20 protein-coding genes are annotated in these 26545 nt (G+C 73.9%); 6 read left to right on the top strand and 14 right to left on the bottom strand.

Going from position 1 to position 26545, the window contains the following annotated elements; all coding sequences use genetic code 11:
• Nucleotides 1-49 precede the first annotated feature (49 nt).
• From ABGA99_RS26990 to ABGA99_RS26980, 3 genes are all read right to left on the bottom strand, one after another.
• Nucleotides 50-1723 carry a beta-N-acetylhexosaminidase gene (locus ABGA99_RS26990; RefSeq protein ID WP_347583615.1) on the bottom strand — a complete coding sequence of 558 codons (1674 nt, stop codon included), beginning with the start codon at nucleotides 1721-1723 and terminating at the stop codon, nucleotides 50-52.
• A 74-nt stretch (nucleotides 1724-1797) separates the two neighbouring features.
• The gene (locus ABGA99_RS26985; protein WP_018843843.1) at nucleotides 1798-2097 is read right to left on the bottom strand and encodes a DUF3039 domain-containing protein; all 300 of its coding nucleotides are present in this window, start codon (nucleotides 2095-2097) and stop codon (nucleotides 1798-1800) included.
• Nucleotides 2098-2127: 30 nt separating this feature from the next.
• The gene (locus ABGA99_RS26980) at nucleotides 2128-2709 is read right to left on the bottom strand and encodes a YqgE/AlgH family protein (protein ID WP_347580042.1); all 582 of its coding nucleotides are present in this window, start codon (nucleotides 2707-2709) and stop codon (nucleotides 2128-2130) included.
• Between the two features lie 447 nt (nucleotides 2710-3156).
• Here ABGA99_RS26980 and murA point away from each other — a divergent pair, with 447 nt between their 5' ends.
• Entirely contained in the window at nucleotides 3157-4518 is a 1362-nt protein-coding gene (gene murA, locus ABGA99_RS26975) for a UDP-N-acetylglucosamine 1-carboxyvinyltransferase (RefSeq protein ID WP_347580043.1), read from the top strand.
• 106 nt (nucleotides 4519-4624) lie between these two features.
• Here the strand turns inward: murA and ABGA99_RS26970 are convergent, their stop codons facing one another.
• The 9 genes from ABGA99_RS26970 to ABGA99_RS26930 all read right to left on the bottom strand — a co-directional run bounded on the left by ABGA99_RS26970 (nucleotide 4625) and on the right by ABGA99_RS26930 (nucleotide 18238).
• On the bottom strand, nucleotides 4625-4906 hold the full coding sequence (locus ABGA99_RS26970) for an HU family DNA-binding protein (RefSeq protein WP_027741684.1): 282 nt from the start codon (nucleotides 4904-4906) through the stop codon (nucleotides 4625-4627).
• A 269-nt stretch (nucleotides 4907-5175) separates the two neighbouring features.
• A complete protein-coding gene (locus tag ABGA99_RS26965; protein ID WP_347580044.1) occupies nucleotides 5176-6609 on the bottom strand; it encodes an NAD-dependent malic enzyme in 1434 nt (477 codons plus the stop codon).
• 380 nt (nucleotides 6610-6989) lie between these two features.
• Entirely contained in the window at nucleotides 6990-9272 is a 2283-nt protein-coding gene (locus tag ABGA99_RS26960) for a UvrD-helicase domain-containing protein (protein WP_347583614.1), read from the bottom strand.
• A gap of 249 nt (nucleotides 9273-9521) precedes the next feature.
• On the bottom strand, nucleotides 9522-10241 hold the full coding sequence (locus ABGA99_RS26955) for a zf-HC2 domain-containing protein (protein WP_347583613.1): 720 nt from the start codon (nucleotides 10239-10241) through the stop codon (nucleotides 9522-9524).
• Entirely contained in the window at nucleotides 10238-10786 is a 549-nt protein-coding gene (locus ABGA99_RS26950) for a sigma-70 family RNA polymerase sigma factor (RefSeq protein ID WP_347580047.1), read from the bottom strand. Before ABGA99_RS26950 ends, ABGA99_RS26955 begins: the two co-directional genes overlap by 4 nt.
• A 69-nt stretch (nucleotides 10787-10855) precedes the next feature.
• Complete coding sequence (locus tag ABGA99_RS26945; protein WP_347580048.1) at nucleotides 10856-12004, bottom strand: uroporphyrinogen-III synthase; 1149 nt, start codon at nucleotides 12002-12004, stop codon at nucleotides 10856-10858.
• A gap of 51 nt (nucleotides 12005-12055) precedes the next feature.
• Complete coding sequence (locus ABGA99_RS26940; RefSeq protein ID WP_347580049.1) at nucleotides 12056-13441, bottom strand: nitrate/nitrite transporter; 1386 nt, start codon at nucleotides 13439-13441, stop codon at nucleotides 12056-12058.
• 220 nt (nucleotides 13442-13661) lie between these two features.
• The gene (locus tag ABGA99_RS26935) at nucleotides 13662-14987 is read right to left on the bottom strand and encodes a GTP-binding protein (RefSeq protein ID WP_347583612.1); all 1326 of its coding nucleotides are present in this window, start codon (nucleotides 14985-14987) and stop codon (nucleotides 13662-13664) included.
• A complete protein-coding gene (locus ABGA99_RS26930; RefSeq protein WP_347583611.1) occupies nucleotides 14984-18238 on the bottom strand; it encodes a GH116 family glycosyl hydrolase in 3255 nt (1084 codons plus the stop codon). Before ABGA99_RS26930 ends, ABGA99_RS26935 begins: the two co-directional genes overlap by 4 nt.
• Before the next feature lie 194 nt (nucleotides 18239-18432).
• Here ABGA99_RS26930 and ABGA99_RS26925 point away from each other — a divergent pair, with 194 nt between their 5' ends.
• Together ABGA99_RS26925 and ABGA99_RS26920 are read left to right on the top strand one after the other, a co-directional pair.
• Complete coding sequence (locus ABGA99_RS26925) at nucleotides 18433-18750, top strand: metalloregulator ArsR/SmtB family transcription factor (RefSeq protein WP_347580051.1); 318 nt, start codon at nucleotides 18433-18435, stop codon at nucleotides 18748-18750.
• Nucleotides 18747-19832 carry a serine hydrolase domain-containing protein gene (locus tag ABGA99_RS26920; RefSeq protein ID WP_347580052.1) on the top strand — a complete coding sequence of 362 codons (1086 nt, stop codon included), beginning with the start codon at nucleotides 18747-18749 and terminating at the stop codon, nucleotides 19830-19832. The genes ABGA99_RS26925 and ABGA99_RS26920 overlap by 4 nt, the downstream gene beginning before the upstream one ends.
• Nucleotides 19833-19874: 42 nt before the next feature.
• Here ABGA99_RS26920 and ABGA99_RS26915 read toward each other — a convergent pair whose 3' ends face one another.
• Complete coding sequence (locus ABGA99_RS26915; RefSeq protein WP_347580053.1) at nucleotides 19875-20405, bottom strand: hypothetical protein; 531 nt, start codon at nucleotides 20403-20405, stop codon at nucleotides 19875-19877.
• 105 nt (nucleotides 20406-20510) lie between these two features.
• The gene (locus tag ABGA99_RS26910; RefSeq protein ID WP_347583610.1) at nucleotides 20511-21482 is read right to left on the bottom strand and encodes a LysR family transcriptional regulator; all 972 of its coding nucleotides are present in this window, start codon (nucleotides 21480-21482) and stop codon (nucleotides 20511-20513) included.
• A gap of 84 nt (nucleotides 21483-21566) precedes the next feature.
• On the opposite strand from ABGA99_RS26910, the gene ABGA99_RS26905 reads away from it, so the two are divergent.
• The 3 genes from ABGA99_RS26905 to ABGA99_RS26895 all read left to right on the top strand — a co-directional run bounded on the left by ABGA99_RS26905 (nucleotide 21567) and on the right by ABGA99_RS26895 (nucleotide 26258).
• On the top strand, nucleotides 21567-22985 hold the full coding sequence (locus ABGA99_RS26905) for an MFS transporter (protein ID WP_347580055.1): 1419 nt from the start codon (nucleotides 21567-21569) through the stop codon (nucleotides 22983-22985).
• Nucleotides 22986-23108: 123 nt separating this feature from the next.
• Nucleotides 23109-24227 (top strand): PP2C family protein-serine/threonine phosphatase, encoded by a 1119-nt coding sequence (locus ABGA99_RS26900; protein WP_347580056.1) that lies wholly within the window; start codon nucleotides 23109-23111, stop codon nucleotides 24225-24227.
• 393 nt (nucleotides 24228-24620) lie between these two features.
• Entirely contained in the window at nucleotides 24621-26258 is a 1638-nt protein-coding gene (locus ABGA99_RS26895) for an FAD-binding protein (RefSeq protein WP_347580057.1), read from the top strand.
• The last annotated feature ends 287 nt before the right edge of the window (nucleotides 26259-26545 follow it).

The following is a 26545-nucleotide window of genomic DNA, read 5'->3' as shown; positions in this document are numbered from 1 at the left end:
ATTGTCACTCTTCGGGGAGGCTTGTACGACTTCCGGGGCAGCCGCCGGCTCACACGATCGGGGGCGGTCCTTCGATCGGGCGTCCGAGCACTCCCGGACGCTGCTGCCACGGCCGCGGGCCGCCGGGCGGGCGGTAGTCGACGCCGAGGGCGTCGAGGCGCGCGTAGTGCTCCTCCATGCGGGCCGTGAAGCCGGCGAAGTCCCGCTCGGCGGACGGCGGCAGGGCGGACCAGGCGACCTCGGCGAAGGCGGCGAGCCGCGGATAGACCTGGTAGTCGAAGCGCTGCGGGCTCTCCAGCACCTCGCTCCAGACGTTGGCCTGGGTGCCGATGACGTGCTCCGCCGCCGGGCCTTCGAGCTGCGGCGGCACGGGCTCGAAGCGGTAGAAGTCCTCCAGCGTGCGCACCTGGGCGATCGGCACGGGCTCGTCCGGGGCGCCCGATTCGCGGTAGTTGAGATAGACCTGCTGCTCCGGGCACATGACGACGTCGTGGCCGGCCTGCGCGGCGGCGATGCCGCCGGCGTAGCCGCGCCAGGAGGAGACGGTGGCGCCGTCGGCAAGGCCGCCTTCGAGGATCTCGTCCCAGCCGATGAGGCGCCGGCCGCGGTCGGCGAGCCAGCGGTCGAAGTGCCGGATGAACCACGACTGCAGCTCGTCCTCGTCGGCCAGGCCGAGTTCGCGGATACGGGCCTGGGCGGCCGGCGAGGACTTCCACTGGTGCTTGGGGCACTCGTCGCCGCCGACGTGCACGAACGTCGACGGGAAGAGGTCGAGCACCTCCTCGAAGACGCCCTCGTAGAAGCGCAGTACCTCCTCGGTGGGCGCGAGGACGTTCTCCGAGACGCCCCAGTCGCCCCACACGTCGAGCGACGCGGTGTCGACGACGTCGGTGTTGCCGAGCCAGGGGTAGGCGTGGATGGCGGCCTGCGAGTGGCCGGGGATGTCGATCTCCGGGACGACGGTGATGTGCCGGGCGGCGGCGTACGCGACGATCTCGCGGAGGTCGTCCTGGGTGTAGAAGCCGCCGTGCGGACGCTCGTCCCAGATGTCGGAGGCGCGGTGGCCGACCTTGGTACGCGGACGCCAGGAGGCGTCCTCGACGAGCTTGGGGTGGCGCTTGATCTCGATGCGCCAGCCCTGGTCGTCGGTGAGGTGGAAGTGCAGCACGTTGAGCTTGTGCGCGGCCATCAGGTCGAGGTGGCGCAGCACCTCGCGCTTGGTGAGGAAGTGCCGGGAGACGTCGAGCATGAAGCCGCGCCAGCCGAAGCGCGGGGCGTCCTCGATCCGGCAGTGCGGCAGCTCCCAGGTGCGCTCGCCGAGGGGGGCGGTGCGGTACGCCTGCGGGCCGAGGAGCTGGCGCAGGGTCTGCGCGCCCCAGAACAGCCCGGCGGGGCCGCCGCCGGTGAGGCGGACGCCGCCGGGACCGATCTCCAGCCGGTACGCCTCGGCGCCGGCCGTGCCCGCGGGGCGGCCGGCGAGGGCGAGCGCGGGGTCGACGTCGAGGCGGATGACGTCGGTGGCGGTCGCGGTGTCCGCGTCCGCCTCGGCGGCGGGGTCTCCCGGGGCGAGCGGCAGCCCGGTGGCCGCGCCGAGCTCGGCGCGCAGCCACCGGGCGACGCCGTCGGCGCCGTCGCCTGCGGCGAGGACGGTGCCCTGGCCCAGGGCGAAGGTCGCGGTGTCGCCGGTGCGGGCGGCGCTTCGGGGCGCGGGGATGAGATCCATGACCTCATCCTGCCCCAGGACCGCGATTTGGACTAGACCATTCCGGCCGCGGGCGGGGCCGCGGCCGGGCCGGACTACTTCTTCTTGCCGCCGTCCTTACCGCCGTCCTTGCCGCCGCCGGCGCCCATGGACTCGTAGATCTCCTTGCACATGGGGCAGACGGGGTACTTCTTCGGATCGCGCCCCGGGACCCACACCTTGCCGCACAGCGCCACGACGGGCGTGCCGTCGAGCGCGCTGGCCATGATCTTGTCCTTCTGGACGTAGTGGGCGAAGCGCTCGTGGTCGCCGTCGCCGTGCGACACCTCCGGCGTCGGTTCGACGAGGGTGCCGGTGCCGGTTCCGCGTTCGGGCTCGGGGAGAGGAGTGCTCATGGTGGCCAAGGGTACCGACGGCACCGCGGATCAGTTCAGGCTCGGGTCGTCCGGATATGTCGCGACCATGGCCAGCTCGCTGCGCTGCCGCCGCAGCACCGCCCGCCACAGGCCCTCCGGCGCGGGCGAGGACACGTCGCCGGGCTCGGACTCCACGACGTACCACGCGCCGTCGTCCAGCTCCTCCTCCAACTGCCCGGGGCCCCATCCCGCGTACCCCGCGAAGATCCGCAGCGTGCCCAGCTCCGCCGCCAGCAGCTCCGGCGGTGCGTCCAGGTCGACCAGGCCGATGGCGCCGTGCACCCGGCGCCAGCCGAGCGGCCCCTCGCCGCCGGGCACGCCGCCCTTGTCGCCGGGGACCACCGCGAGGCCGAGCGCGGAGTCGAGGGAGACCGGGCCGCCCTGGAAGACCACGCCGGGGTCGCCGGCGAGGTCGGCCCAGTCCTGCAGCACGTCGCCGACGCCGACGGGGGTCGGACGGTTGAGCACGACGCCGAGCGACCCCTCCTCGTCGTGATCGAGCAGGATCACCACGGTCCGGGTGAAGTTCGGATCGGTCAGGGCCGGCGTCGCGACCAGCAACCGGCCCGTGAGGGATGACACCTCCGTCATGCGGACATGATCCCGCAGTTACGGGCGCGTGGGGAGCGGACGGCCGAGGAATACGGCAATGCGCGCACGCACGCCCCCGCGAGGGCCGGCCCCGGCCGCCTCTTGCGACCCAGGGGGTCCGCACCGGCGCGCTACGGGGCGCACGCACCACCGGGGCACCGGAGTCTGCACGCCCCCGGCCGCGGGCTCCGCGCCCCGGAGCCCCGGGCCCTGCCCGCCCCGCACCCGCCCGCGCGAACGGGCCCACCAGCCGCGCCCCGGCGCCTCGACGCTCCCCGCCCGTCACCCTGTGCACCCGTGCGCCGTACGCAGAGTCCCTCCGCGTCACCCCGACGATTCTGTAGCGAATTCATGACGTTCCCCGTCACGCCCCGGCCCGGGGGAGGGGGATGGACGGGGCATTAGCATTTCTGTCTGTCCCAGCCCGTCTCCAGGATCGCGAGCCCCATGACAGCTCCTGACAGCGCCGATGTCCTTCTCGTCCACGGCGGTACGCCCCTCAAGGGCGAGATCCACGTCCGCGGGGCCAAGAACCTCGTGCCCAAGGCGATGGTCGCCGCGCTGCTCGGCAGTTCCCCCAGCCGGCTGCGCAACGTCCCGGACATCCGCGACGTGCGGGTGGTGCGCGGCCTGCTCCAGCTCCACGGCGTGACCGTCGGCCCCGGCGACGAGCCGGGTGAGCTGGTGCTCGACCCGACGTACGTCGAGAGCGCGCACGTCGCGGACATCGACGCGCACGCGGGCTCGTCCCGTATCCCGATCCTCTTCTGCGGCCCTTTGCTGCACCGCCTCGGCCACGCCTTCATCCCCGGCCTGGGGGGCTGCGACATCGGCGGCCGGCCCATCGACTTCCACTTCGACGTGCTGCGCCAGTTCGGCGCCCGGATCGACAAGCGCGCCGACGGGCAGTACCTGGAGGCCCCGCAGCGGCTGCGCGGCACGAAGATCCGGCTGCCCTACCCGTCCGTGGGTGCCACCGAGCAGGTGCTGCTGACGGCCGTGCTGGCCGAGGGCGTCACCGAGCTGTCCAACGCGGCCGTCGAGCCGGAGATCGAGGACCTCATCTGCGTGCTGCAGAAGATGGGCGCGATCATCGCGATGGACACCGACAGGACCATCCGCATCACCGGCGTGGACCAGCTCGGCGGCTACACCCACCGCGCCCTGCCGGACCGGCTGGAGGCCGCCTCCTGGGCGTCCGCGGCGCTGGCGACCGAGGGCGACGTCTTCGTCCGCGGCGCGCTGCAGCGCTCGATGATGACGTTCCTCAACACCTTCCGGAAGGTCGGCGGCGCCTTCGAGATCGGTGACGAGGGCATCCGCTTCTGGCACCCCGGCGGCCCGCTGAACGCCATCGCGCTGGAGACCGACGTCCACCCCGGCTTCCAGACCGACTGGCAGCAGCCGCTGGTCGTCGCCCTCACGCAGGCCTCGGGGCTGTCGATCGTGCACGAGACGGTGTACGAGTCCCGCCTCGGCTTCACCTCCGCGCTCAACCAGATGGGCGCGCACATCCAGCTCTACCGCGAGTGCCTGGGCGGCACCCCCTGCCGCTTCGGGCAGCGCAACTTCCTGCACTCCGCGGTCGTCTCCGGGCCGACCAAGCTGGAGGGCGCCGACCTGGTCATCCCGGACCTGCGCGGCGGCTTCTCGTACCTCATCGCGGCACTGGCGGCGCAGGGCACCTCGCGGGTGCACGGCATCGACCTGATCAACCGCGGCTACGAGAACTTCCTGCAGAAGCTCGCGGACCTCGGCGCCCGCGCAGAGCTGCCGGACGTCCCGGTCGGCGCCGCCGCGGCCGGCTGAGCGCCGCCCGCCCGCCCCGTCCGCGTACGGAGGGAGGGCGGCCGGACAGGCGAAGGGCGGCCGCCCCCGCTGGGTCCGGCCGCCCTCCTTCGTCGGTCTGCGGGCCTTACTTGCCCTTCGCCGCTTCCTTGAGCTTGGAGCCGGCCGTGACCTTCACGCTGTAACCAGCGGGAATCTGGATCGGCTCGCCGGTCTGCGGGTTGCGGGCGGAGCGCGCCTTGCGGTGGGTGCGCTCGAAGGTCAGGAAGCCGGGGATGGTGATCCTCTCGTCGCCCTTGCTGACGACCTCCCCGGCGACCTCGGCGAGGGCGGCCACCACGGCGTCGGCGTCCTTGCGGGTCACCTCGGCGCGCTCTGCGATCGCGGCCACCAACTCACTGCGGTTCATATCTGTCTCCCGTGTTTTCTTGCCATTGAGGCGTGAGATCAAAGCCGATGCTGCCAGGACCCGCTGACAGTCCCCGTAACCGGGTCCCGTGACAGCGCCTCGCGCCCGACTACGCATCCTGCCCTCACCTGCGGCGGAAACGCCAATCCGGCGCCCTGGCGCGTCGTGCACCGCAGCCCGTCCATCCGCACACTTATGACGTACGGGCGGCCCGAAAGCCAGCCGACGCGCCGGGGCCCGGCCCGTTCCCACGCGGGGTGCAGGGGCGGTTACGGCCCGGTGGTGGGCGGCTCTGTCACGCCCGCGGCCTGGGCGGCGTCGCGGACGGCGTCGGCGACCGCGGGGGCCACCCGGTCGTTGAAGACGCTCGGGATGATGTAGTTCGGGTTCAGCTCGTCGCCCTGGACGACGTCGGCGATGGCGCGGGCCGCGGCGATCATCATCTCGGAGTTGACGGTCCGCGAGTGCGCGTCGAGCAGGCCGCGGAAGACGCCGGGGAAGACGAGCACGTTGTTGATCTGGTTCGGGAAGTCGCTGCGCCCGGTGGCGACGACGGCGGCGTGCTCGCGGGCGGCGGCCGGGTCGACCTCGGGGTCGGGGTTGGCCAGCGCGAAGACGATCGCGTCGGACGCCATGGCGGCCACGTCGGCGCCGTCGATGACGTCGGGGGCGGAGACGCCGATGAAGACGTCCGCGCCGCGCACGGCGTCCCTGAGCGTGCCGGTGAGGCCGTCGCGGTTGGTGTTCTCGGCGATCCAGCGCAGCGCACTGCCGGGCGGGGCGTCCACCAGGTCGGCGCGGCCGGAGTGGACGACGCCGTTGATGTCGGCGGCGACGGCGTGCTTGGCGCCCGCGTCGATCAGCAGCTTGAGGATCGCCGTGCCCGCGGCGCCGGCCCCGGACATCACCACGCGCACGTCGGCCAGTTCCTTGCCGACCACCCGCAGCGCGTTGGTGAGCGCGGCGAGCACGACGATGGCGGTGCCGTGCTGGTCGTCGTGGAAGACGGGGATGTCCAGCGCCTCGCGCAGCCGCGCCTCGATCTCGAAGCAGCGGGGTGCGGAGATGTCCTCCAGGTTGATGCCGGCGAAGCCGGGCGCGATGGCCTTGACGATCTCCACGATGGCGTCGGTGTCCTGGGTGTCCAGGCACAGCGGCCAGGCGTCGATGCCCGCGAAGCGCTTGAAGAGCGCCGCCTTGCCCTCCATCACCGGCAGCGCGGCCTTGGGGCCGATGTTGCCCAGGCCCAGGACGGCGGAGCCGTCGGTGACGACGGCGACGCTGTTGCGCTTGATGGTCAGCCGGCGGGCGTCCTCGGGGTTCTCGGCGATCTGCATGCAGACGCGGGCGACGCCGGGGGTGTAGATCATCGACAGGTCGTCGCGGTTGCGGATCGGGTGCTTGGACTGCATCTCGATCTTGCCGCCGAGGTGCATGAGGAACGTACGGTCGGAGACCTTGCCGACGGTGACGCCCTCGATGCCGCGGAGCTTTTCGACGATGGAGCGCGCGTGGTCCGTGGAGGCGGCGGCGATGGTGACGTCGATACGCAGCCGCTCGTGGCCGGAGGCGGTGACGTCGAGGCCGGTGACGCTGCCGCCGGAGGACTCCACGGCGGAGGTGAGCTGGCTGACGGCGTTGCCCCCCGCGGGGACCTCCAGCCGGACCGTGTTCGAGTAGGAGACGCTTGGCGCCGTTGCCATGGCCGTGTGTTCCCTCTTGTGTGGTGAAGCCACGGGGCGCGACACGCCCCGCTGCGGATCGGATCGATGGTCGCACCTACTGGGCGGTATCCGGAAACCCTCCGGGATGCGGAATCACTTTTCCACAAACCGGGACCGCGGGAAACGCACTGACCGGGATTCCGGTCCGGGAAAGGCGGCGGGCCGGATGGGCGGCTGCTGCCGCACACCCGGCCCGGAGAAGCCTGGTGGCACCGACCCGCCAGCTCGCCTCGCGGCAAGTGGGCGCTCGAAGCGCCGATGGTTGGGCCCGGGGGCATGGATCGGGCCGGTGCCACACTCAGGCTAACAAACCGTCCCCGTAAGGCCATTCCCGTCTCGGCGGCCCCCGTGGCTCCCGCCTACGGACGCAGCAGGTCGGGGACGCCGTCGGCATCCGGAAGGTCCGGGGCCGTGGCCACGACCGTCAGCCGCTGCGTCGCCCTGGTCAGGGCCACGTACAGCACCCGCAGGCCCGCCGGCGACTCGTCGGCCATCTCCGCGGGCGAGAGCACCACCGTCGCGTCGTACTCCAGCCCCTTGGCCTCCAGGCTGCCCAGCACCACCACGCGCTCCCCCAGCCCCGCCAGCCGGCCGCGGGCCTCCTCGCGGCGGCGCATCGGCACCACGACGCCCACCGTGCCGTCCACGTCCGCCAGCAGCCGCCCGACCTCCGCGCGCACCGTGTCGTACGGATCAGGACCCGCCGCCGCGAACGCCGGCACCACGCCGGTCGACCGCACCGCCTCCGGCGGCTCGGTGCCGGGCATGGCCAGCGCCAGGACCCGGGAGGCGACCTCGGCGATCTCCGCCGGGTTGCGGTAGTTGACGGTCAGCGTGAAGCGGCGCCGCGGCCGGGTGCCCAGCGCCTCCCTACGCGCCGCGGCGGCCTCGTCCGGGTCCGGCCACGAACTCTGCGCCGGGTCGCCGACGACCGTCCACGTCGCGTGCCGCCCGCGGCGGCCCACCATCCGCCACTGCATCGGCGTCAGGTCCTGCGCCTCGTCGACGATGACGTGCGCGTACTCCTGCCGCTCCTCGTCGCGCCGGCGTACGGGCGCCGTGCGCTCCCCGTACGTCGTGAGCTCCTCCAGGCCCGTCAACTGGTCCAGCGGGTCCAGCTCCCGCTGCCTGGCCGGCTTCGCGGGCGTGCCGAGCAGCACCCGCAACTCGTCCAGCAGCGCCACGTCGTGCACGGTCAGCCCGTCGCGGGCCAGCGAGCGGGCGAGGCGGCGGACCTCGCCGGGGTTCAGCACGCGCCGCGCGAAGCCCGCGAGCCGCCTCTCGTCGGCGAGCGCCGCGAGCACCGCGCGCGGCGTCAACTCCGGCCACCAGGCGTCGAGAAAGGCGAGGAAGTCGTCCTCGGTGGAGATGTCCTCGTCGAACCCCGCCCGCGCCTCTGCGGCCAGCTCGGGGTCGTCGTAGCGCGGCCGGGCACCGGACTTCTGCCACAGGGCGTCGAGCAGGAACCGGCGGGCCCTGGCCCGCAGCAGGTTCACCGGCGCCGTACCGCCGAGCACCGCCTCCCGTACGCGGCGCAGGTCCCGCGCGTCCAGCTCCACCCGGGCGCCGAACGCGACCACCCGCAGCCGCTGCGGCACGTCGCCCGCCGTCAGCGTCCCGCGCGCGGCCCGGCGCAGCACCCGCACCATCCGCGCCGAGCCCTTGACGCGGGCCACCCGCGGCTCGTCGTACAGCGACGCCTCGGCGCCCTCGACCAGCGAGCCCACCGCGCGGATCGCGACCTGCCCCTCCTCGCCCAGCGACGGCAGCACGCCCTCGGTGTACGCCACGAGCAGCGGCGTCGGGCTGACGACGAGGATCCCGCCCGCGTACCGCCGGCGGTCCTGGTACAGCAGGTACGCGGCGCGGTGCAGCGCCACCGCCGTCTTACCGGTGCCGGGGCCGCCCTCGACCTCCGTGACGGACGCGGCGGGGGCGCGGATGACGGTGTCCTGCTCGGCCTGGATGGAGGAGACGATGTCGCGCATCGCGTGCGTACGGGCCCGGCCCAGGGCGGCCATCAGCGCACCGTCGCCGACCACGGGCAGCGCGGCACCGGCGAGCGTCACCGACAGCTCGGGCCGCAGCAGGTCGTCCTCGACGCCGAGCACCCGGCGGCCCTTGGAGCGGATCACACGGCGGCGCACGACCCGGCCGGGGGCGACGGGGGTGGCGCGGTAGAAGGGCGCGGCGGCGGGGGCGCGCCAGTCGATGACCAGCGGGGCGTAGTCGGCGTCGAGGACGCCGAGACGGCCGATGTGCAGGGTCTCCTCGATACGGGCGCGCTGTTCGCCGCCGTCGTCGCCGGCCACGGCGTCGTCGGCGGGCTCGACGGACGTGTACGCGCCGTCGGGGCCGCGGACGCCGTCCTTGCCGGGCAGGAGGTCGATGCGGCCGAAGAGGAAGTCCTCGAACTCGCTGTTCAGCCGGTTGAGATGGACGCCGGCGCGGAAGACCTGCGCGTCGCGTTCGGCGAGCGCGCCGGGGGTACCGACCTGGCCGCGCTTGGCGGCGTCGCTCATGAGGAACTCCGCCTCGTGGATCTTCTCCTCAAGGCGGTCGTACACGCGGTCCAGATGGTCCTGCTCGGCCTGGATCTCGCGCTCCCGGACGGAGTCCGGGGCGGTGATGTGCGCGGTCACCCGCGGCCCCCTTCGTGCGGACAAGGCAGCCGTTCATCTTACCTCTCGCGACCGGGTGACCGGAGGTCAGCCCAGGTCGGCGGGGGTGTGGGGGCGCGGAGGGCCGGACCGGTCGCGGCGGCTCGGGGCCCGGAGGCCGGGCGGTGGCCGACGGGTGCGGGGCAGACCGGCCCGGCCGACGGGTGCGGTCGGGGAGTGGAGCGGCCGGGTGACCGGAGGTCGGCCCAGGTCGGCGGGGGTGCGGGGGCGTCAGCCGACCTCCGCGGGGACGACCACCAGCCGGTCGCCCTCCGACGTGACCACCTCGAAGTGGTCGATGTCGTCCGGCGACATGCTCGTGCCCCCCGACGTCCGCAGGCTGTTTCCGCCGCCCTGGCCGCTCGCGCCCGCGTTTCTGCCGTTTCCGGCGCCGTAGCCGTCCGCCGGGACGCCCCAGCTCGTCACCGTCTCGTGCGAGCCGTCCTTGCCCACGGCCTGCAGGTCGCAGCGGCGCGGGCCGCTCACCCCGCGGAGGTCCAGGTCCACGCTCGTGCCCCAGGTCACCGGGCGCATGCTGATTCTGGCCTCCACGCCCGTCTCCGGGTCCACCGCTCTGACCTCCTGCCCCGACACGTCGGCGCGGCGCTGCTCCGGGGCCGGGTCGTCGCCGGTCAGCACCACCGCCGTCACCACCGGTGCCGCGATCGCCACCACCGCCGCCGCCGTCACCGCGACGAACAGCCGCCGGCGCACCCGGCGCTGCCGGGCCCGTACCGCCGTCAGCTCCGTCAGCAGCCGGTCCAGCGCGCCCGGCGGCGGCTCCTGCGGCGGCGGCACGTCCGCCAGCATGTCGGCGACCGGGACCAGCTCCGCCAGCGCGGCGGCGCACCGCTCGCAGCCGGCGAGATGCTCCTCGAACCGCTCCGCCTCGTCGTGCTCCAGCGCGCCGATCGCGTACGCCCCGACGTCCGGATGCCGTTGCTCGGTCACGGCACCACTCCCCGTTCCTCCAGTGACAACCGCAGCGAGCGCAGCGCGTAGAACACCCGTGAGCGCACCGTTCCCGCCGGTACGCCCAGCACCTCGGCCGCCTCGCTCGCCGTCCGGCCCTTGAAGTACGTCTCCACCAGCGCGGCGCGGTGGGCGGGCGTCAGGTCGGCGAGCGCGTCGGAGATCGTCATCAGCCGCAGCACCCGGTCGGTGTCGTCGGCGGCCGGGACGCTCTCCAGCGGCGCGGGGTCGGTCTCGCGCGGGCGCGCCTGCCGGCTGCGGTGCCCGTCGATCACTATCCGGCGGGCCACGGTGACCAGCCAGGGCCGTACGGAGCCGTCCGCGGCAGCCAGTTCGTCGGCGTGCCGCCAGGCGCGCAGCAGCGTCTCCTGTACGACGTCCTCCGCCCGGTGCCGGTCCCCGGCGACCAGGCGCAGCACGAAGCCGAACAGCGGGCCCGCGTGCTCGCGGTAGAGGACCCGCATCAACTCCTCGTCGGGAGTCGGCTTCGAGCGCTGCGCTGCCACCACGGCATCGTCCCGCATCCCTCACCTCCGGGTCGAGGAGTACGGAGATCGCCGCCGGGGCGTTCAACGGCCGCCCTCGCGGGTGCGTTATGGCCCTGTCTCAGCGTATTTGTCGTCCGCGGGCGGGTCCAGGGACAGCCGGTAGCCGCGCTTGACGACGGTCTGGATGAGCTTCGGCACGCCCAGCGCCGTACGCAGCCGGGTCATCGCCGTCTCCACCGCGTGCTCGTCGCTGCCCGCGCCCGGCAGCGCGCGCAGCAGCTCCGCCCGGGAGACGACCCAGCCGGGCCGGTGCGCCAGGGTGCGCAGCAGCGACATCCCGGCCGGCGGCACGGGGCGCAGCGCGCCGTCGATGATCACGGCGTGGCCGCGGATCTCCATGCGGTGCCCGCCGACCGGCAGCGGCCGGACGCGGCCGGGGAGTTCGAGGGCGACGAGCTGGACGAGCGGGCCGAGGCGGTAGCGCTCCGGCTGGGCGGTCGGCACGTCGTGCCGCTCCAGCGGCAGCGCCGTGAGCGGCCCGACGCAGGCGGGCAGCACGTCGTGGCGCAGGGCGTCCAGGACCTCGTCGCGGCAGTGCCGGGCGGCCGCCCGGTCCAGGAAGCTCGCGGCGGCCGGGGCGCTGGTGAACGTCACCGCGTCGACGCCGCGGGTGGCGACCGCCTCCAGCAGCCGGTCCAGCGGCGCGGGGTCCTCCGGCGGCATCCAGCGGTAGACCGGTACGACGATGACCTCCGCCCCCGCGGCCCGTAGCGACTCGACGAAGCCCGGCAGCGGCTCGCCGTGCTGCTGCAGCGCCACCCGCCGGCCCTCGGCGCCCTCGGCGAGCAGCCGCTCCAGCACCTCGGCCATCGACTCCGACGCCGGCGACCACGACTCGGTCAGCCCCGCCGCCCGGATCGCGCCGCGCACCTTCGGCCCGCGCGCGAGCAGTTCGACGCCCGCCAGCTTGTCGAGCAGCGCGTCGCCGAGGCCCCAGCCGCCGGCGGCCTCGACCCAGCCGCGGAAGCCGATGGCGGTGGTGGCCACGACGACGTCCGGGGGGTCGCCGATGAGCGCCTTGGTGGTGTTCAGGAGTTCGTCGTCGTCGTGCAGAGGCACGATCCGCAGCGCGGGCGCGCGGTGCACGACCGCGCCGCGGCGGGCCAGCAGGGTGCTCAGCTCGTCCGCGCGGCGGGCGGCCGTGACTCCGACGGAGAAGCCCTCCAGCGGTTTGACCTCGGCGGGTACGGTCATGGTGCGCTGCTCCCCGGTCGGTGCCGTTCGTGCCGTGCCATGGTGCTCCGCTCAGACCCCCACGTAGGCGGGCTGCCGCGGCTCCGGGCCGTCCGCGCCCTCGGCGCGCGCCGCGGGCGTGCGCGGCCCGCGCAGGTACACGACCCAGGTCACCACGAAGCACACAGCGTAGAAGACGAGGAAGGCCACGCAGGCGGCCGTGCCGTTGCCGTTGGCGAGGAACGACTGCCGGAACGCCAGGTTGATGCCGAGCCCGCCGAGCGCCCCGACCGCGCCGATGAGCCCGATCGCGGCGCCGGACAGCCTCCTCGCGTACGCGTTGGCCTGCTCGCCCCGCAGCCCGAGGGCGATCGCCTTGGCCTGGTAGATGCCGGGGATCATCTTGTACGTGGAGCCGTTGCCGAGCCCGGAGAAGAGGAACAGCGCGACGAATCCCACGAGATACACGGGCAGCGACTCCCGTACCGACGCGAAGACGACGACGCCGGTCGCGCAGGCCATCGCCGCGAAGTTCCACAGCGTGATCCGCGCCCCGCCGTAGCGGTCGGCCAGCCACCCGCCGACCGGCCGGATCACCGAGCCGAGCAGCGGCCCGATGAAGGTCACGGCCGCGGCCTGCAGCGGGGTGCGGTCGAACTGGGTCTGCAGCACCAGCCCGAAGGCGAAGCTGTAGCCGATGAACGAGCCGAAGGTGCCCACGTACAGGAACGACATGATCCACGTGTGCGCGTCCCTGACCGACTCCTTCGCCGCCCCGGTGTCGTTCCGTACGGGCGCCAGGTTGTCCATCCGCCACCACGCGAGCGCCGCGGCGATCACGATCAGCGGCATGTAGACCGCGAGCAGCACCCGCGGCCGCCCGTCGCCGGCGACGGCGATGACGAGCAGCGCGGCGAGCTGGATGACGGGCACCCCGATGTTGCCGCCGCCGGCGTTGAGACCGAGGGCCCAGCCCTTGCGGTGCAGCGGGAAGAAGGCGTTGATGTTCGTCATCGAGGAGGCGAAGTTGCCGCCGCCGACCCCGGCGAGCGCGGCGACCAGCAAGAAAGTGCCATACGACGTCCCCGGCTCCATCACGGCGAACGCGGCGGCGGTCGGCAGCAGCAGCATCAGCGCGCTGAACACCGTCCAGTTGCGCCCGCCGAAGCGGGCGACGGCGAAGGTGTACGGCACGCGTACGCAGGCGCCGACGAGGGTGGCCACGGAGACGAGGAAGAACTTCCCGGCGGCGTCGATGCCGTACTCGTCGCCCATGAAGAGGACGAGGACGGAGAAGAGAGTCCAGATGGAGAAGCCGATGTGCTCGGAGAAGACGGAGTAGAGGAGGTTGCGGTTGGCGGTCTTCTCGCCCTTCTCCGCCCAGAACGCCTCGTCCTCGGGGTCCCACTCCTCGATCCAGCGCTTCCCCCTGCGCGCGGTCTGCCCGGAGCCGGTCATCGCAGCCGTCCCTGCCCTTCGTCGGCGTGCCGCACCCGCGGGCGGGGCGGCGGATCTGGTTCAGGGTGACCGTAGGGACGGTGGGTTTCCACCCTGTGTTGACAAGTGACGCACGCGCAACCTTGCCCTCACTCAAGGGGTACTTGACAGGTGAGGAAACGGTGCTCAAGGCGGGTGGACGGGCCTCGTGCGGGGGCTGGACCAGGGTGTTTACCGGGGTTCACCCGGATGTAACAGAGGGCGGTACGCCGGCCGGGAGGCGGTGGGCGGGGCGGGGGTAGGCGGGGTGGAAGGCGGCGGGGGGCGCCGGGGCCGACGTCGCCGCGCCCGCCGCGGCGTCGGCGGCGCGGACCGCGGCGGCCAGCGCGGCGTCCAGTTCGGCCGCGGGGCAGGCGAGGCGCGCGTTGACCAGCGCCCGCGCCGACCGCATCGTGCCGCCGTCGGCGTCCACCGCCGGGGCCCGGCCGTCGCCGACCGCGGACGCCTTCGTCGTCCGGCCGTCGGGCGCGGTGAGGTGGACCTTGGCGTGGCCGACGAGGGCGGCGCCGGCGGTCAGTTCGGCGAGCAGGGTCGCGGCCCAGCGGGCGGAGGGGAAGCCGGCGGCGGAGTGCGGGGCGCGGACCTCGGCGGTGTGGTTGAGCCAGGCGAGGCGGGCCTCGGCGGCGGCGTAGCGGTCGTAGTCGATGACGAGGTCGCGGTCACGGCCGGCGCTCGCGCCCGGTCCGGCGGGGAAGCCGGGTGCCGCGGGGACGCGGGGCGCCGCGGGGGCGGCGGAGCCCGCGTGAACGGCCCGGCGCGCGAGGCCGATCGGGGCGGTGTCGGCGGCGGGGTGGCCGGGGGCGTCGGGGGCCGGTTCCGTCAGCGTGTCGGCGAGTGCCGGCAGGCCCGCGCCGGTACGGGCCGAGTACGTCAGCAGCGGTGTGCCCGGGTGCAGGGACGCCAGCGCGGTCCGTACCGCGGCCGACAGCGCCGGGTCCACGGCATCCGCCTTGTTGAGCGCGATCACGTCGGCGTCGGCGAGCTGCCGGTCGAAGAGGTACGCGAGGTCCGCCTCCCCGGCCCGGCCGAGGGCCGCGAACCGGGCCGGATCCACCACCGTCAGCAGCGGCGCGACGCGGAACCGCGTCCCGTACCGCTGGCGCAACGGCCGTACGACCGTGGCCTGGAGGTCCGTGCAACTGCCGACCGCCTCGGCGAGGACCGTGTCCGCGCCGTACTCCTCGACAGCCTGCGTGACGACGTCCAGCAGGTCCTCGAAACGGCAGCAGAAGCAGCCGCCGGTGACCTCGCCCGCCCAGCCGGCGGCGGCCTCGGCGAGGCGGGTGTCGACGAGGTCGTCGCCCTGGTCGTTGGCGATCAGCGCCACCCGCCGCCCGCGGGCGCCCAGTTCGCGGGCGAGAGCGGCGAGGGTGGTGGTCTTGCCGGCGCCGAGGAACCCGCCGACGACGGCGAAGGTCACGGGCGCGGGCACCGGCCCGCCGGGGGCGGCGGATGCCGCGTCCCCGGGCTGCGCGGCCGGGGCACCCGGCGTACGCGACCTCGTCATCGGTACGTCACCTCCAGCGTCTCCCCCGCCCGCAGGGTGACCTCCTCGGCGAACTCCGCAGCCGTCCGCCCGTTCCCGTCCGACGTCCCGCGCACCGCGACGCGCCGCCGGCGCCCGTCCCGCCCGATCGCCTCCGCCGTCGCCCGCGCCCCGGCGCGGGCGGGCGCGGCGAGCGAGGTGAGCCGCAGCGTCCCGTAGCGCAGCTCCGCGCGCGCGGTCAGCGTGCGGCCCCGGCGCCGCTGGCGGTACAGTCCCCAGCCCTCCGCGGTGACGAACGCCGCGGCGAAGTCCCGGCCCTGCCGGAGCCGCGGTGCGAAGCCGAGCCGGCCGTGGGGCCCGTGGTAGTCGAAGCCGGTGGCGGCGAGGTAGACGGCGTGGCTCATCATGGCGCGCGCGTAGTGGTCGGAGCACTCGATCTCGTTGTACGGGTTCCGCTTCTCCGCGCGGTGCCGGTCGTGCACGGCGCGGGTGACGGCCAGGGCCTCGTCGGTCAAGCCCTCGTGCATGAGGTGGGCGGCGAACTGGTATTCCTGCCCGGTCCACACCTCGTTGAAGTACCCGATCGCGAACGGCTCGCCGCTGCCGGGCGCGGTGTCGCTGCCGCCGAACGGCCAGGTGCACATGACGGTGCCCGCCTCGCCCTCGGTGGAGTAGATCCGGCCGCCGGGAATGCCGGAGACGTCCTTGTAGGACTGCGCGTCGGGCAGGAAGTTGTGCCGGTAGAGGTTCGCGAGCGCGGTACGCGCCTTGTCCCCGGGGAAGACGCGCGGCAGGCCGAGCTGGAAGGCGTACGTCTCGCCGTACATCTGGTCGATGTGGCAGCCGCGGTTGGAATTGATGGCGTCGGCGTGGGCGGGGTCCACGAGGTGCTCGAAGTAGCCGTAGCGCTCGTTCCACATCCGCGCCTCCAGCTCCTTCGTGCCGCGCGCGGCCAGCTCGCGGCACGCGGCGGCGAAGGCGGCGTCGGCCATCTCGTCGGCCATGGCCGCGGCGGCGTGCAGGGCGGCGACGTACAGGCCGGAGATCCAGGGGATCTCGCCGTACCAGGAGGCGTCGAGGGTGTTGTACTGCTCGCCTTCGAGGACGCCGTCCGGCGGCCGGCCGTCGAGCGCGTCGGCGCGTATCAGGTACTCGGTGGCCTTCTTCACGCGCGGCCAGACGCGGGTGAGGAAGGCGGTGTCGGGGGCCATGAGGTGTTCGCGGTACGTGCGCAGCACGTTGCCGCACTGGCCGTCGTGGGCGACGTGCCGGGCCGCCTCGCCGCGGTAGTCGACGGCGCCGGTCTCCTCGTGGAAGGCGAGCCCGAAGTCGACGCGCTCGCGGGTGTCGCGCTCCAGGGCGGGGAAGAGCCGGGCGGCGGACTGGGCGTAGTTCCACACGTGGGTGCAGGTGCCGTCGCAGCAGTACAGGCCCTCCCAGGCGTAGAAGCGGCCGTCCTGGAAGCGGTGGGCGGTGGAGGTGGCGAGGGTGGAGGCGGGGGCCAGGGTGCGTTCGAGGAACCAGTGCGGAAGGGTGGCGTCCTCGTACCAGGTGCGGACGAACTCCCGGGTGGCCGCGGCGAGTTCGTCGCCACGGGCCGCGGCGTGGGCGGTGGCGGCGCGGGCGTCGGCGAAGCGGGTGCCGTAGTGGCGGCGCAGCGAGCCGGCGCCCGTGAGATAGCCGAAGAGCTGCCGGTCGACGCGGTCGAAGTGCCAGGCGAGGGTGAAGCGGACGCGCGCGGTCTCGCCGGGCGCGAGGCGTACGGGGACGGTGACCGTCCCGGCCTGGCCCCCGGTGGCGGTGGCCCGGCCGCCGTCCGCCTCGGCGGGGGCGTCGGCGGAGTCGAAGAGCGCGTCTGGGGTGGACCAGTCGGCGACGGAGGGCCGGACGCGGGCGGCGGGGTGGGCGGCGGCGAGCGCGAAGGTGCCGTGGTCGGTCAGCTCACCGAGGGGCTGTTCGGCGACGGGGGTGTCGGTGAAGCGGATCCGGTCGACGTTGACGTGGCCCCAGCCGCCGGTCGACTCGTCCACGATCTCGATGGTCGCCCGCTTGCCCTCGTGGGCGCTGACGTCGTACGCGCGCGGGGCCATCGGCTCGGCGTTGCGGCCGGTGAAGGAGGCGACGGTCACCCCGTCCACGACGACGTCGACGCACGCCGTGCCGGCCTGGCTGCCGCCGCCGACGCCGACGGCGACGTAGCGGCGCTGGATGGTGAACGGCTCGCTCACGAGCTTGCCCCGGTGCCCGTCGGCCGCGGCGGCGTCGCCGCCGGCGCGGAAGTGGTGGGAGGTGACGAAGCGGGTGCCGGAGACGCCGAGGTCGCCGAAGCGCCTGAAGTAGTCGGGACACTCGGCCTCGGTGACGGGACCGGGCCCGAAGGCGGTGCCGGTGGCGGTCCAGCGGGAGTAGTCCGTGCGCTCCCAGTCCTCGAAAACGATTTCCTCGCGCGGCGGTTCGGGACGCGTGTCCGCGCGGGCGCCGAACTGCACGCCGGTGGCGTCGCCCTCGAAGGGGGCGGCGGTGAGGGTGACCGGCTGGGCGGTGCGGCTGCGCAGGCACACGGGGTTCTCCGCGAAGCCGAGGAGTTCGGCGGTGAGGGGGTGGTTCGCGGTGTTGCGGAGGGTGTATTCGAGGACGGTGACGGGGAGCGAGGAGTCGTCCACGGCGGTGGGGATGAAGGGGGAGTACGCGTCGAGGGTGACGGCGAGCGGGACGCCGGGGTCGGCATAGGTGACGGTGCCGAGGGGGTAGCGCCCGCGGAAGACGACGTCGGCGAAGCCGTCGCCGTCGAGGGACGCGGTCCCGCCGCCCGCGGCCGACGCCCACCGCAGGGCGAACCCGGTGGCGAACGGCGCGGTCACCGGCAGCGGTTCCGCGTAGTGGATCCCCTGCCAGTCGGCGCCGCCGTACGGGAAGCTGTCGGGGTTGTTCACCTCCCACAGCCACAACCGCCCGTCCCCGGCGAGGTACACCTGTCCGGCCGCGATCCCGCCGACGGGCATGCCTACGTTCGCCAGCGCGTCCCCGCGGTACGCGGTGGCCTCCCCCCGCCGCCGCAGTTCCTTGAACCACCCGGCGTCCAGCCCTTTGTCCGCGGGCACCGCGACGGCACTCCGCGGCGGCAGCCCCAGCGCGACGGCGGCGGCGGCGCCGAGCGCGACGAACCCGCGCCGGTTGAGCCCGTCCGGCACCGCGGAGCCGCGCGGCGGGCAACAGCCGGTGCCGGGGCGGCAGTCGTGATCGCCGGCTCGTCCGGCGCGGTCGACGGTCATGGCGGCCCTCCGCATCCCTCGACTCCACGATCTGAAATCGATTTCGGAAGCTAGAGACCCCCACGGGTGCCGTCAACCCCTCGCGCACGAACGCGGGCGTGCCCCCGGGTCCAGCGCGGCCGGTGCGCCGGCCCCGGGACCGGGAACCCGCGCCCCTCCTTCGACTTCGCGACCCGGACGAGTAACTTAAGTACATGCTTAAGTATGAGGCGGAGGCGGCGGCCCGGGTCTTCCACGCGCTCGCGGACGCGAACCGGCGGGCGGTGATCGAGAGCCTGACCCACGGCCCGGCCACCGTGAGCGAGCTGGCGGCCCACCTCGGGGTGACCGTCGCCGCGACGGTCCAGCACCTGCGGGTGCTCCAGGACAGCGAGCTGGTGCGGTCGGAGAAGGCCGGGCGGGTCCGTACCTGCCGACTCGATCCGGCCGGCCTCCGGAACGCCGAGGCGTGGCTGCAGCGCCGCCGCACGGCGTGGGAGCACCGCCTGGATGGCCTCGGCGCGGTCCGGTGACCCTCCGGCAACGGGTCCAGGACGTCCTGGACGAACTGGTCGCCGGTGGGGCCGAGACCGGCGTGCAGGTCGCCGTCCACCATCGGGGCCGTCCGGTCGTCGATGCCGTGGCCGGTGTGGCCGACGGCACGACCGGACGGCCGGTGACCCCGGAGACCTTGTTCTTCAGCTTCTCCACGGCCAAGGGCGTGGCCGCGCTGCTCGCCCACCTGCTGGTCAGGGACGGACTGATCGGCTATGACACGCCGGTGGCGGAGGTGTGGCCGGAGTTCGGGACACACGGCAAAGAGACCGCGACCCTGCGGCATGTACTGACGCACACGGTGGGAGTGCCCGCGATGCCCGGCGGCATCGGCCCCGCCGACCTCGCCGACTGGCCACGGGTCTGCGCGGCCCTCGCCGGCGCGGAACCGCGGTGGCGACCCGGCACCCGGACCGGCTACCACTCCTTCACCTTCGGCTTCCTGGCCGGCGAGATCGCGCGCCGGGTCACCGGCCGGCCGGTGCGGCGGCTGGTGCACGACCGGATCGCCGCGCCCCTCGGGATCGTCGGCGAGCTGTACTTCGGCGTGCCCCCGGCCGCGTTCGCCCGGCTCGCCCGGCTGGAGGACGCCGGGTCGCAGCCTGCGGAACCGGCGGAGCACGACGGCCTCCTCGCCCCGTGGGAACGGCAGCCCCGGGCGTCGATGGGCAACGACTCCGGCTTCCTCCAGGCCGACGTCCCGTCCGTGGGCACCTTCACCGCACGGGGGATCGCGACCGTCTACGCGGCGCTCCTCGACGGCCGGCTGATCGCCGCGGAGCAACTGGAGGAGCTGTCGGCGGTCGCCTTCGAGGGCACCGACCAGGTTTTCGGCAACCCCGCGCGACTGGCTCTGGGCTACCCGCTCGGTCGCCTCGGCGCCCCGGCGGACGAGGCACCGACCGCGTTCGGCTGGCCCGGCGGAGGGGGCAGCTACGCCTACGCCGACCCCGCCACGGAGACGTCGTTCGCGGTCACCAAGAACCGCCTCGCCCCCGACTTCGCCACCGCGCAACGCCTCTCGGACCTTGTGACCGCCGAACTCGGCAGGCTCGGTTGAGGCCGTCGCCGTGATCGCCGGTGCGCCGGGTCGGCCACCGGCTCACGGCCTGTCTCCCGGCTGCCACCGGCCCGAGTGCCCGGGCCCGAGTGCCACATCCCGCCGGGCCGCCGCGTAGTACGCCTCGCGCGCCACCCGCTGCTCCCCGACCAGAGCCGACCACGCACCCGGATCGCGGGTCCCGTCCCGTACGAACCGCTCCATCGCCGCGACCGTCTGCGCCCACGCCCGGCCCGCCTCCACCACCTCCGGCGAGCCGAGCAACAGCATCTCCTCCCACGCCAGATCGCGGGCCTGCGAGGCATCGCCCAGGCCGGGCCCGGCTTCCCGCGGCGGCAGCGGGTGGGGGTTGGCGTCGTTGCCGAAGTGGGCGGCGACCCGGAACAGCGGGCTGACGGTCGACTTCACGGCGAGGGCGTACGCCTGGTAGGCGGCCAGGCGCCGGTCCTCCCACCGCACGGTGCGCTCACGGCGGAACCGCACCCGCTCGCCGTGCATGACCGCCACGTACGAACCGAGGGCCCCGATCACCACGCCGATCAGGGCGGGCAACTGCTCCGCGAACTCCGGCACGCCCGCACCGTACCGGCTGCGGGTGCGCGGTGAGTCGCGTACGCCCGGTACTCCGGCCTTCGGTGACGGCTCGGTCTGCTTCGGCATCAGCGACCGGAACAGCGGTCAGGTGGAGGCATGCAGGGCCCGGTCGGCCTCCGGGAGCCAGGCGTCTTGGGGGTGGTGCAGCCAGTCGTGGTCACCGGCCAGCTTCCGCGCCGCCGTGCGCAGGGCGGTCATCGCCGGGTGGGTCAGGCCGCGGCGCCAGGTCAGGGAGACCGGCGACAGCGGGACCGGGTCCGTCAGGGGGCGGAGGGCCATGGCGGGGACGGGCGCGAATTCCGTGGTGGCCAGGACCGACCAGCCGTGTCTGTGGACGAGCCGCACGAACTCCGCCTCGCCGTCGATCTCCGGGAAGGGTGCCGCCAGGCGGATGTCGTGGGCGGCGAAGAGTTCGCGGGCCAGGTCCGTCCACTCCGCCGTCGCCGCGTTGCCGTCGGCCGCGTAGAGGGTCTCGCCCGCCAGCGCCGCCAGCGGCACCGTGGGGCGGGCCGCCAGCGGGTGGGCCGAGGGCAGCAGCACCGCCATCGGCTCCAGCCGTACCAGCTCGTGCCGCAGGCCCGCCCGCGTTTCCGCGGCCAGCCCCGCCACCCGGCCGAACGACACGTCCAGCCGCCCCGCCGCGATCTCCGCCGCCGCACCCGTCAGACCGCTGTGGAACCGCGCGACCAGCTCCAGTTCCGGTGCCGCCGCGCGGGCCGCGTCCAGGATCCGCTGGCCCGTGCTGTAGCGGGCGCCGACGTCGACGAGCAGCGGGCGGGTCCGCGGGTCCGCGGCGGCGGCCATGTCGTCGTACGCGGCGAGCACCCTGCGGGCGTACGGCAGCAGCCGCTCGCCCTCCGCGGTCAGCCGCACCTGGCGGGTGGTGCGGGAGAACAGCTCCGCGCCCAGTTCGCGTTCGAGCCTGCGGATGTCGCGGCTCAGCGCCTGCTGCGCCACGTACAGGCGCCCGGCGGCGCGGGTGAAGTGCAGGGTCTCCGCGACCGCCGCGAAAGCGCGCAGCAGCCGCGGCTCGACGTCCCGGAGCGCGATCGGCATCCGGCCATTTCACAACGTACGCGCGTGAATGGCCAGCGATCAGGTGTTGGACCCCCGCGGCCGCCCGCGGCCAGCCTTTCCCGCATGCCCATACGCTCCCCGCGGCACCTCCTCGCCCCCTACCGCCGGCTCTTCGCCGTCCCCGGCGCCCGCGCCTTCACCGCGGGCAACCTCGTCGCCCGGCTGCCCATGGGCATGTTCTCCGTCAGCGCCGTCATCATGATCGCCGAGCGCTACGGCTCGTACGCCCTCGCCGGCGCCGTCCCCGCCGCCGGGCTCGCCGCCACGGCCGTCGTCGGGCCGCTCACCGCGCGGCTCGTCGACCGGCGCGGCCAGGCCCGTATCGCCCTGCCCGCGGCGGCGATCGCCGCGCTCGGCTCGCTCGTGCTCGCGCTCTGCGTCCACCTCCGCGCCCCGGCGTGGACGCTCTTCGCCGCCTACGTCCTCACCGCCACCACCCCCAACACCGGCGGCATGTCCCGCGCCCGCTGGGCCCACGCCTTCCGCGGCCCCGCCCCCGGCAACGCCACCGCCCTGCACACCGCCAACTCCTTCGAACAGGCCGCCGACGAACTCTGCTTCATGACGGGACCCGTCCTCGCCGCCCTCCTGTGCACCACGGCCTTCCCCGAGGCGGGCACGGTCACCGGCGCCGTCCTGCTGATGGGCGGCATCCTCCTCTTCGCCGCCCAGCGCGCCACCGAGCCCCCGCCCCGGCCGCGCGCGCCGGGCGAGCGGGCGCGGTCGCCGCTGCGCCGGCCCGGGTTTCCGCCGCTGCTGGCGGCGTTCGGCTGCGCGGGGGCGGTGTTCGGGTCGATGGAGGTGGTCACGATCGCGTACGCGGACCGGCTGGGGCGCCCGGCCGCGGCGGGCGGCATCCTCGCGCTGCTGGCCGCGGGCTCGTGCCTGGCGGGCCTCGTCCACGGGGCGCGGCGGCCGGCCTACGCGGATTCCGCCGCGGGCCCGGGGGGTTCGGACGTCGCGGAGGCGTCGGTGGCGAAGACGCCGGTCACGGAGGAGCAAGTCACGGAGGCGTCCGTCGCGGAGGCGCCTGTCACGGCGTCCGTTGCCGAGACGCCGGTCACGGAGACGTCGGAGGCCGCGGACACGCTCGCCCCCGAACCCCTCTTCCTCCGCTGCGTCCTCGCCATGGCCGCCCTCATGCTCCTCCCCCTCCTCGCCGCCGCCACCGGCCGCCTCGCCCTCCTCGCCCCCGCCCTCCTCCTCGCCGGCATGGCCACCGCACCGACGATGATCACCGGCATGTCCCTCGTCCAGGCCCGCACCCCCGCCGGCCGCCTCAACGAGGGCATGACCCTCGCCGTCACCGCCCTCCTCGCCGGCATCGCCGCAGGGTCCGCCACCGGCGGCTGGGCCGCGGGCAGGTGGGCGGCCGGGACGCCCGCCGTCGCGTACGCCGTCCCCCTCGCCGCCGCCACCGCCGCCGCGCTCGCGGCCGCCGCCCTCAACGCGCCGCGCCGCCCCACGGCTGCGGCGCGGTGACCTGGTGACACCCGCGCGTCACCACCGGCCCGCTCGCTGCATTTCGGGCGAACGGTGATAAAGTCCACCAAATCGGTTGCCCGGCTTCCGGGCCAAGGCTGCTGCGACCATGGGGAGCGGACGGTGGCGAGGCCTCCCGAGGAAGGCGGAATCCCGCGCAGGACTGGTGCACAGGAGAAGTCGCTGCATGTACTGCCTCCTCTGCTCCTGTTAATCGGGCTACTCATCGGCCTCTTCACGCCCAGCGATGTCCGGCCGGTCGCCTTCCTCGCCACGGCCATGGTTTCTGCTGCCGCGCTGCTGCCCCTGTGGGAGACCGTGCTCACCGGAGTGGGCGCGTGCGCCATCTTTTTCGTCCTGATGGTGCACTTCCATGCGCTACGGGATGTGACCGCGCACTCCGAGCTGGCCACTGTCGCGGCGATTGCGGTATTCGCCGTCTTCCTCAACCGTCTGCTCGCCCGACGCGCCCATCAACTGGTTCAGGTCCGATCAGTGGCCGAGACCGCCCAGCTGGCGGTGCTGCATCCGCTTCCACACCACCTCGGGCACGTCACGCTCGACAGCATGTATCTGGCCGCCGCGGCGGAGGCCCGGATCGGCGGGGACCTGTACGGGGCAGTCCGTACGCCGCACGGCGTACGGCTGCTCATCGGCGACGTACGCGGCAAGGGCCTGCCCGCGATCCAGGCTGCCGCGACTCTGCTCGGCGCCTTCCGCGAATCCGCCCACGACGCGCCTGACCTGCCCCATCTCGCGCGCCGCCTGGAGACGAGCATCAGCCGCTATGCCTCCCAGCACCCGGGAGTCCTGGGCTCGGAGATCGCTGAGCGTTTCATCACCGCTCTCCTCGCCGAGATCCCGGACCACGAACCGGTCGTCCGGACCCTCACCTGCGGTCACCCGCCTCCCCTTCTGCTGCACCGCGGCGAGGTCCGGGAACTGCAAGCGGACTCTCCCTCGCCGCCGCTCAACCTGGGCATGCTTGTGAACGATGAGTTCCACGTCGACCTCACCCCCTTCCACCCGGGAGACCAGCTCCTGCTGTACACCGACGGGGTCACTGAGACCCGCGACCGCTCCGGCGCCTTCTACCCCCTCGCCGAGCGCATCCGCCCGTGGAGCGGCGAGACGCCCCGCCACCTCCTGAAACATCTCCACCGCGACCTCGTCGCCTACAGCGACGGCGAGCTCGACGATGACGTCGCCGCCGTCATCGCCCGCCGACGCGCGATCCTCTAGCCAGACGCCGAGATCGCGCCGGGCACCTCCTCCGCCGCTCACGCTCCTCGCCGCCACCGCCGCCGCGCTCGCGGCCGCCGCCCTCCACGCGCCGGGCCGCCCCGCGGCCCGAAGCAGATCCGCGGCCCCGGCGTTTTCCCAGGCGGTCTGCTACATTCCGTTGGCTGCGCTCCGCGCAACGCCCCACCGCAGCCCGTTCCCGGCGGCTCAACTCCCGCCGAGTATCAGGGAATTGGATACGGGCATTCCCAAACCGGGATTTACGTCCCGGTCGCCCCGGATTAACATCTTCCCGCATCGAGCGCCGCCCCGGCGAAATTCCTCTGCCTACGCACATGCGTGCCACCCGGCTTTGTGCTGCCCATTTCCCTCTGCGCCGACGGGAGTTTTCTCATGGACAACGTCTCACGCCGGAAAGTGCTTCTCTCCAGCGCGGCCGTGGGCGGTGCCGCCGCCCTCGGCACCGGCCAGCTCGCCGCCGCGACCTCGGCCGGAGCCGCCGCCCGCGGCGTGCCCGCCTCGACCATCACCCCCGCCGACGCCCGCTATCCCGACTTCGTCTCCGGCAGCAACGGCCGCTGGCGCGCCGATCCCGAGGCGATCCGGGTGGCCACGGCCACCGAGCAGGTGGTGGCCGCGGTGGACGAGGCCGTACGGGCAGGAAAGCGCGTCGCCGTACGCAGCGGCGGCCACTGCTACGAGGCATTCGTGTACCACTCCGACGCCCAGGTCGTCATCGACCTTTCGGCGATGAACGACATCGCGTACGACCAGGAAAGACGCGCCTTCGTCATCGAGCCCGGCTGCACGCTGATGGAGGTCTATATGGAGCTCTATCGCGTCTGGGGGGTGACGATCCCGGGCGGCTCCTGCTCCTCCGTCGGCGCCGGCGGCCATATCCAGGGCGGCGGCTTCGGGCTGCTGTCCCGGCAGTTCGGGCTGACGGCCGACTACATCCACGGGGTCGAGGTCGTCGTGGTGGACGCCTCCGGCAAGGCCCGCGCCGTCGTGGCCACCAGCGACGAGAACGACCCGCACCACGACCTGTGGTGGGCGCACACCGGCGGTGGCGGCGGCAACTTCGGCATCGTCACCCGCTATTTCCTGCGCGCCCCCGGCACCGAGCGGCTGGCGCCGGAGAAGCAGTTGCCGCAGCCGCCCGGCGAGGTGTATGTGCACCAGCAGTCGTGGCCCTGGAGCACCATCACCGAGGACCGCTTCCGCACGCTGCTGCGCAACTACAGCGGCTTCTACGAGGAGTACAGCGCCCCCGGCAACCCGTACGCCGGGATGTTCAGCATGCTCGTCTGCAGCACGAAGGCCAGCGGCTCGATCTCGATGACCACCCAGATCGACGCCACCCAGCCCGGCGCGGCGGGCAAGCTGGACGACTTCCTCGCCCACATCGGCGGCCACATGGGCGACGCCCAGCCGACGACCCTGTCGACGAACGAGATGCGGGCGATGCCCGACCTGTTCGCGCCGCAGGCGCGGCCGTGGCTGGTCGCCACCCGCCAGCTCGGCGGCTCCGGCTGGGGCGGGCGCGGCGACTACAAGTCGGCGTACCTGCGGCAGGCGTTCCCGGAAGAGCAGATATCCGCCATGTACAAGAACCTCACCGAGACCGACCAGCGCAGCGCGCTGGTGTCGATCGACTCGTACGGCGCGCAGGTCAACGCGGTCGGCCCGGACGCGACCGCGGCGCCGCAGCGGGACTCGATCATCAAGCTCCAGTACCAGGCCTACTGGAGCGAGCAGTCCGAGGAGGCGGCGAAGCTCGGCTGGATCCGGAACATGTACCGCGACGTGTACGCGGCCACCGGCGGCGTCCCCGTGCCCAACGAGGTCAACGACGGGTGCTACATCAACTATCCGGACATCGACCTCAGCGACCCGCAGTGGAACACCTCGGACACCCCCTGGCACGACCTGTACTACAAGCAGGCCTACGTCCGGCTGCAGCGGGTCAAGGCCGCGTACGACCCGGGGAACGTCTTCCGCCACGCCCAGTCCGTCCGGCTGCCCGAGTAGCGGCCGTGGCGCCGCCGCCCGGCCCGGGGCGCAGGGGACCCCGGGCCGGGCGGCGCACGCACCGTCCTCGACGGGTCGGGTGCACGGGCCGGTGGCGTACGCCGAAGGGGCCGCGAACGGCGCCCGGTTCACGTGCTCCGCTCGGTTCACGTTCCCCGATCGGTCGGCACGCCGTGCCGAGGCCGCATACTGCGACCAGTCCCCTATCACCTCGCTTACCGCCCCGCGCCACCCCGCACCGCCCGATCTCCCCGATCCCCTGATCCCTCCCCGCTCCAACGGTGACC

Origin of the sequence: Streptomyces sp. B5E4, assembly GCF_039871555.1 — a bacterium.
Lineage (GTDB): Bacteria > Actinomycetota > Actinomycetes > Streptomycetales > Streptomycetaceae > Streptomyces.
Note: the sequence above shows the minus strand (reverse complement) of the source record. Positions and strands in the feature narration are given on the sequence as shown.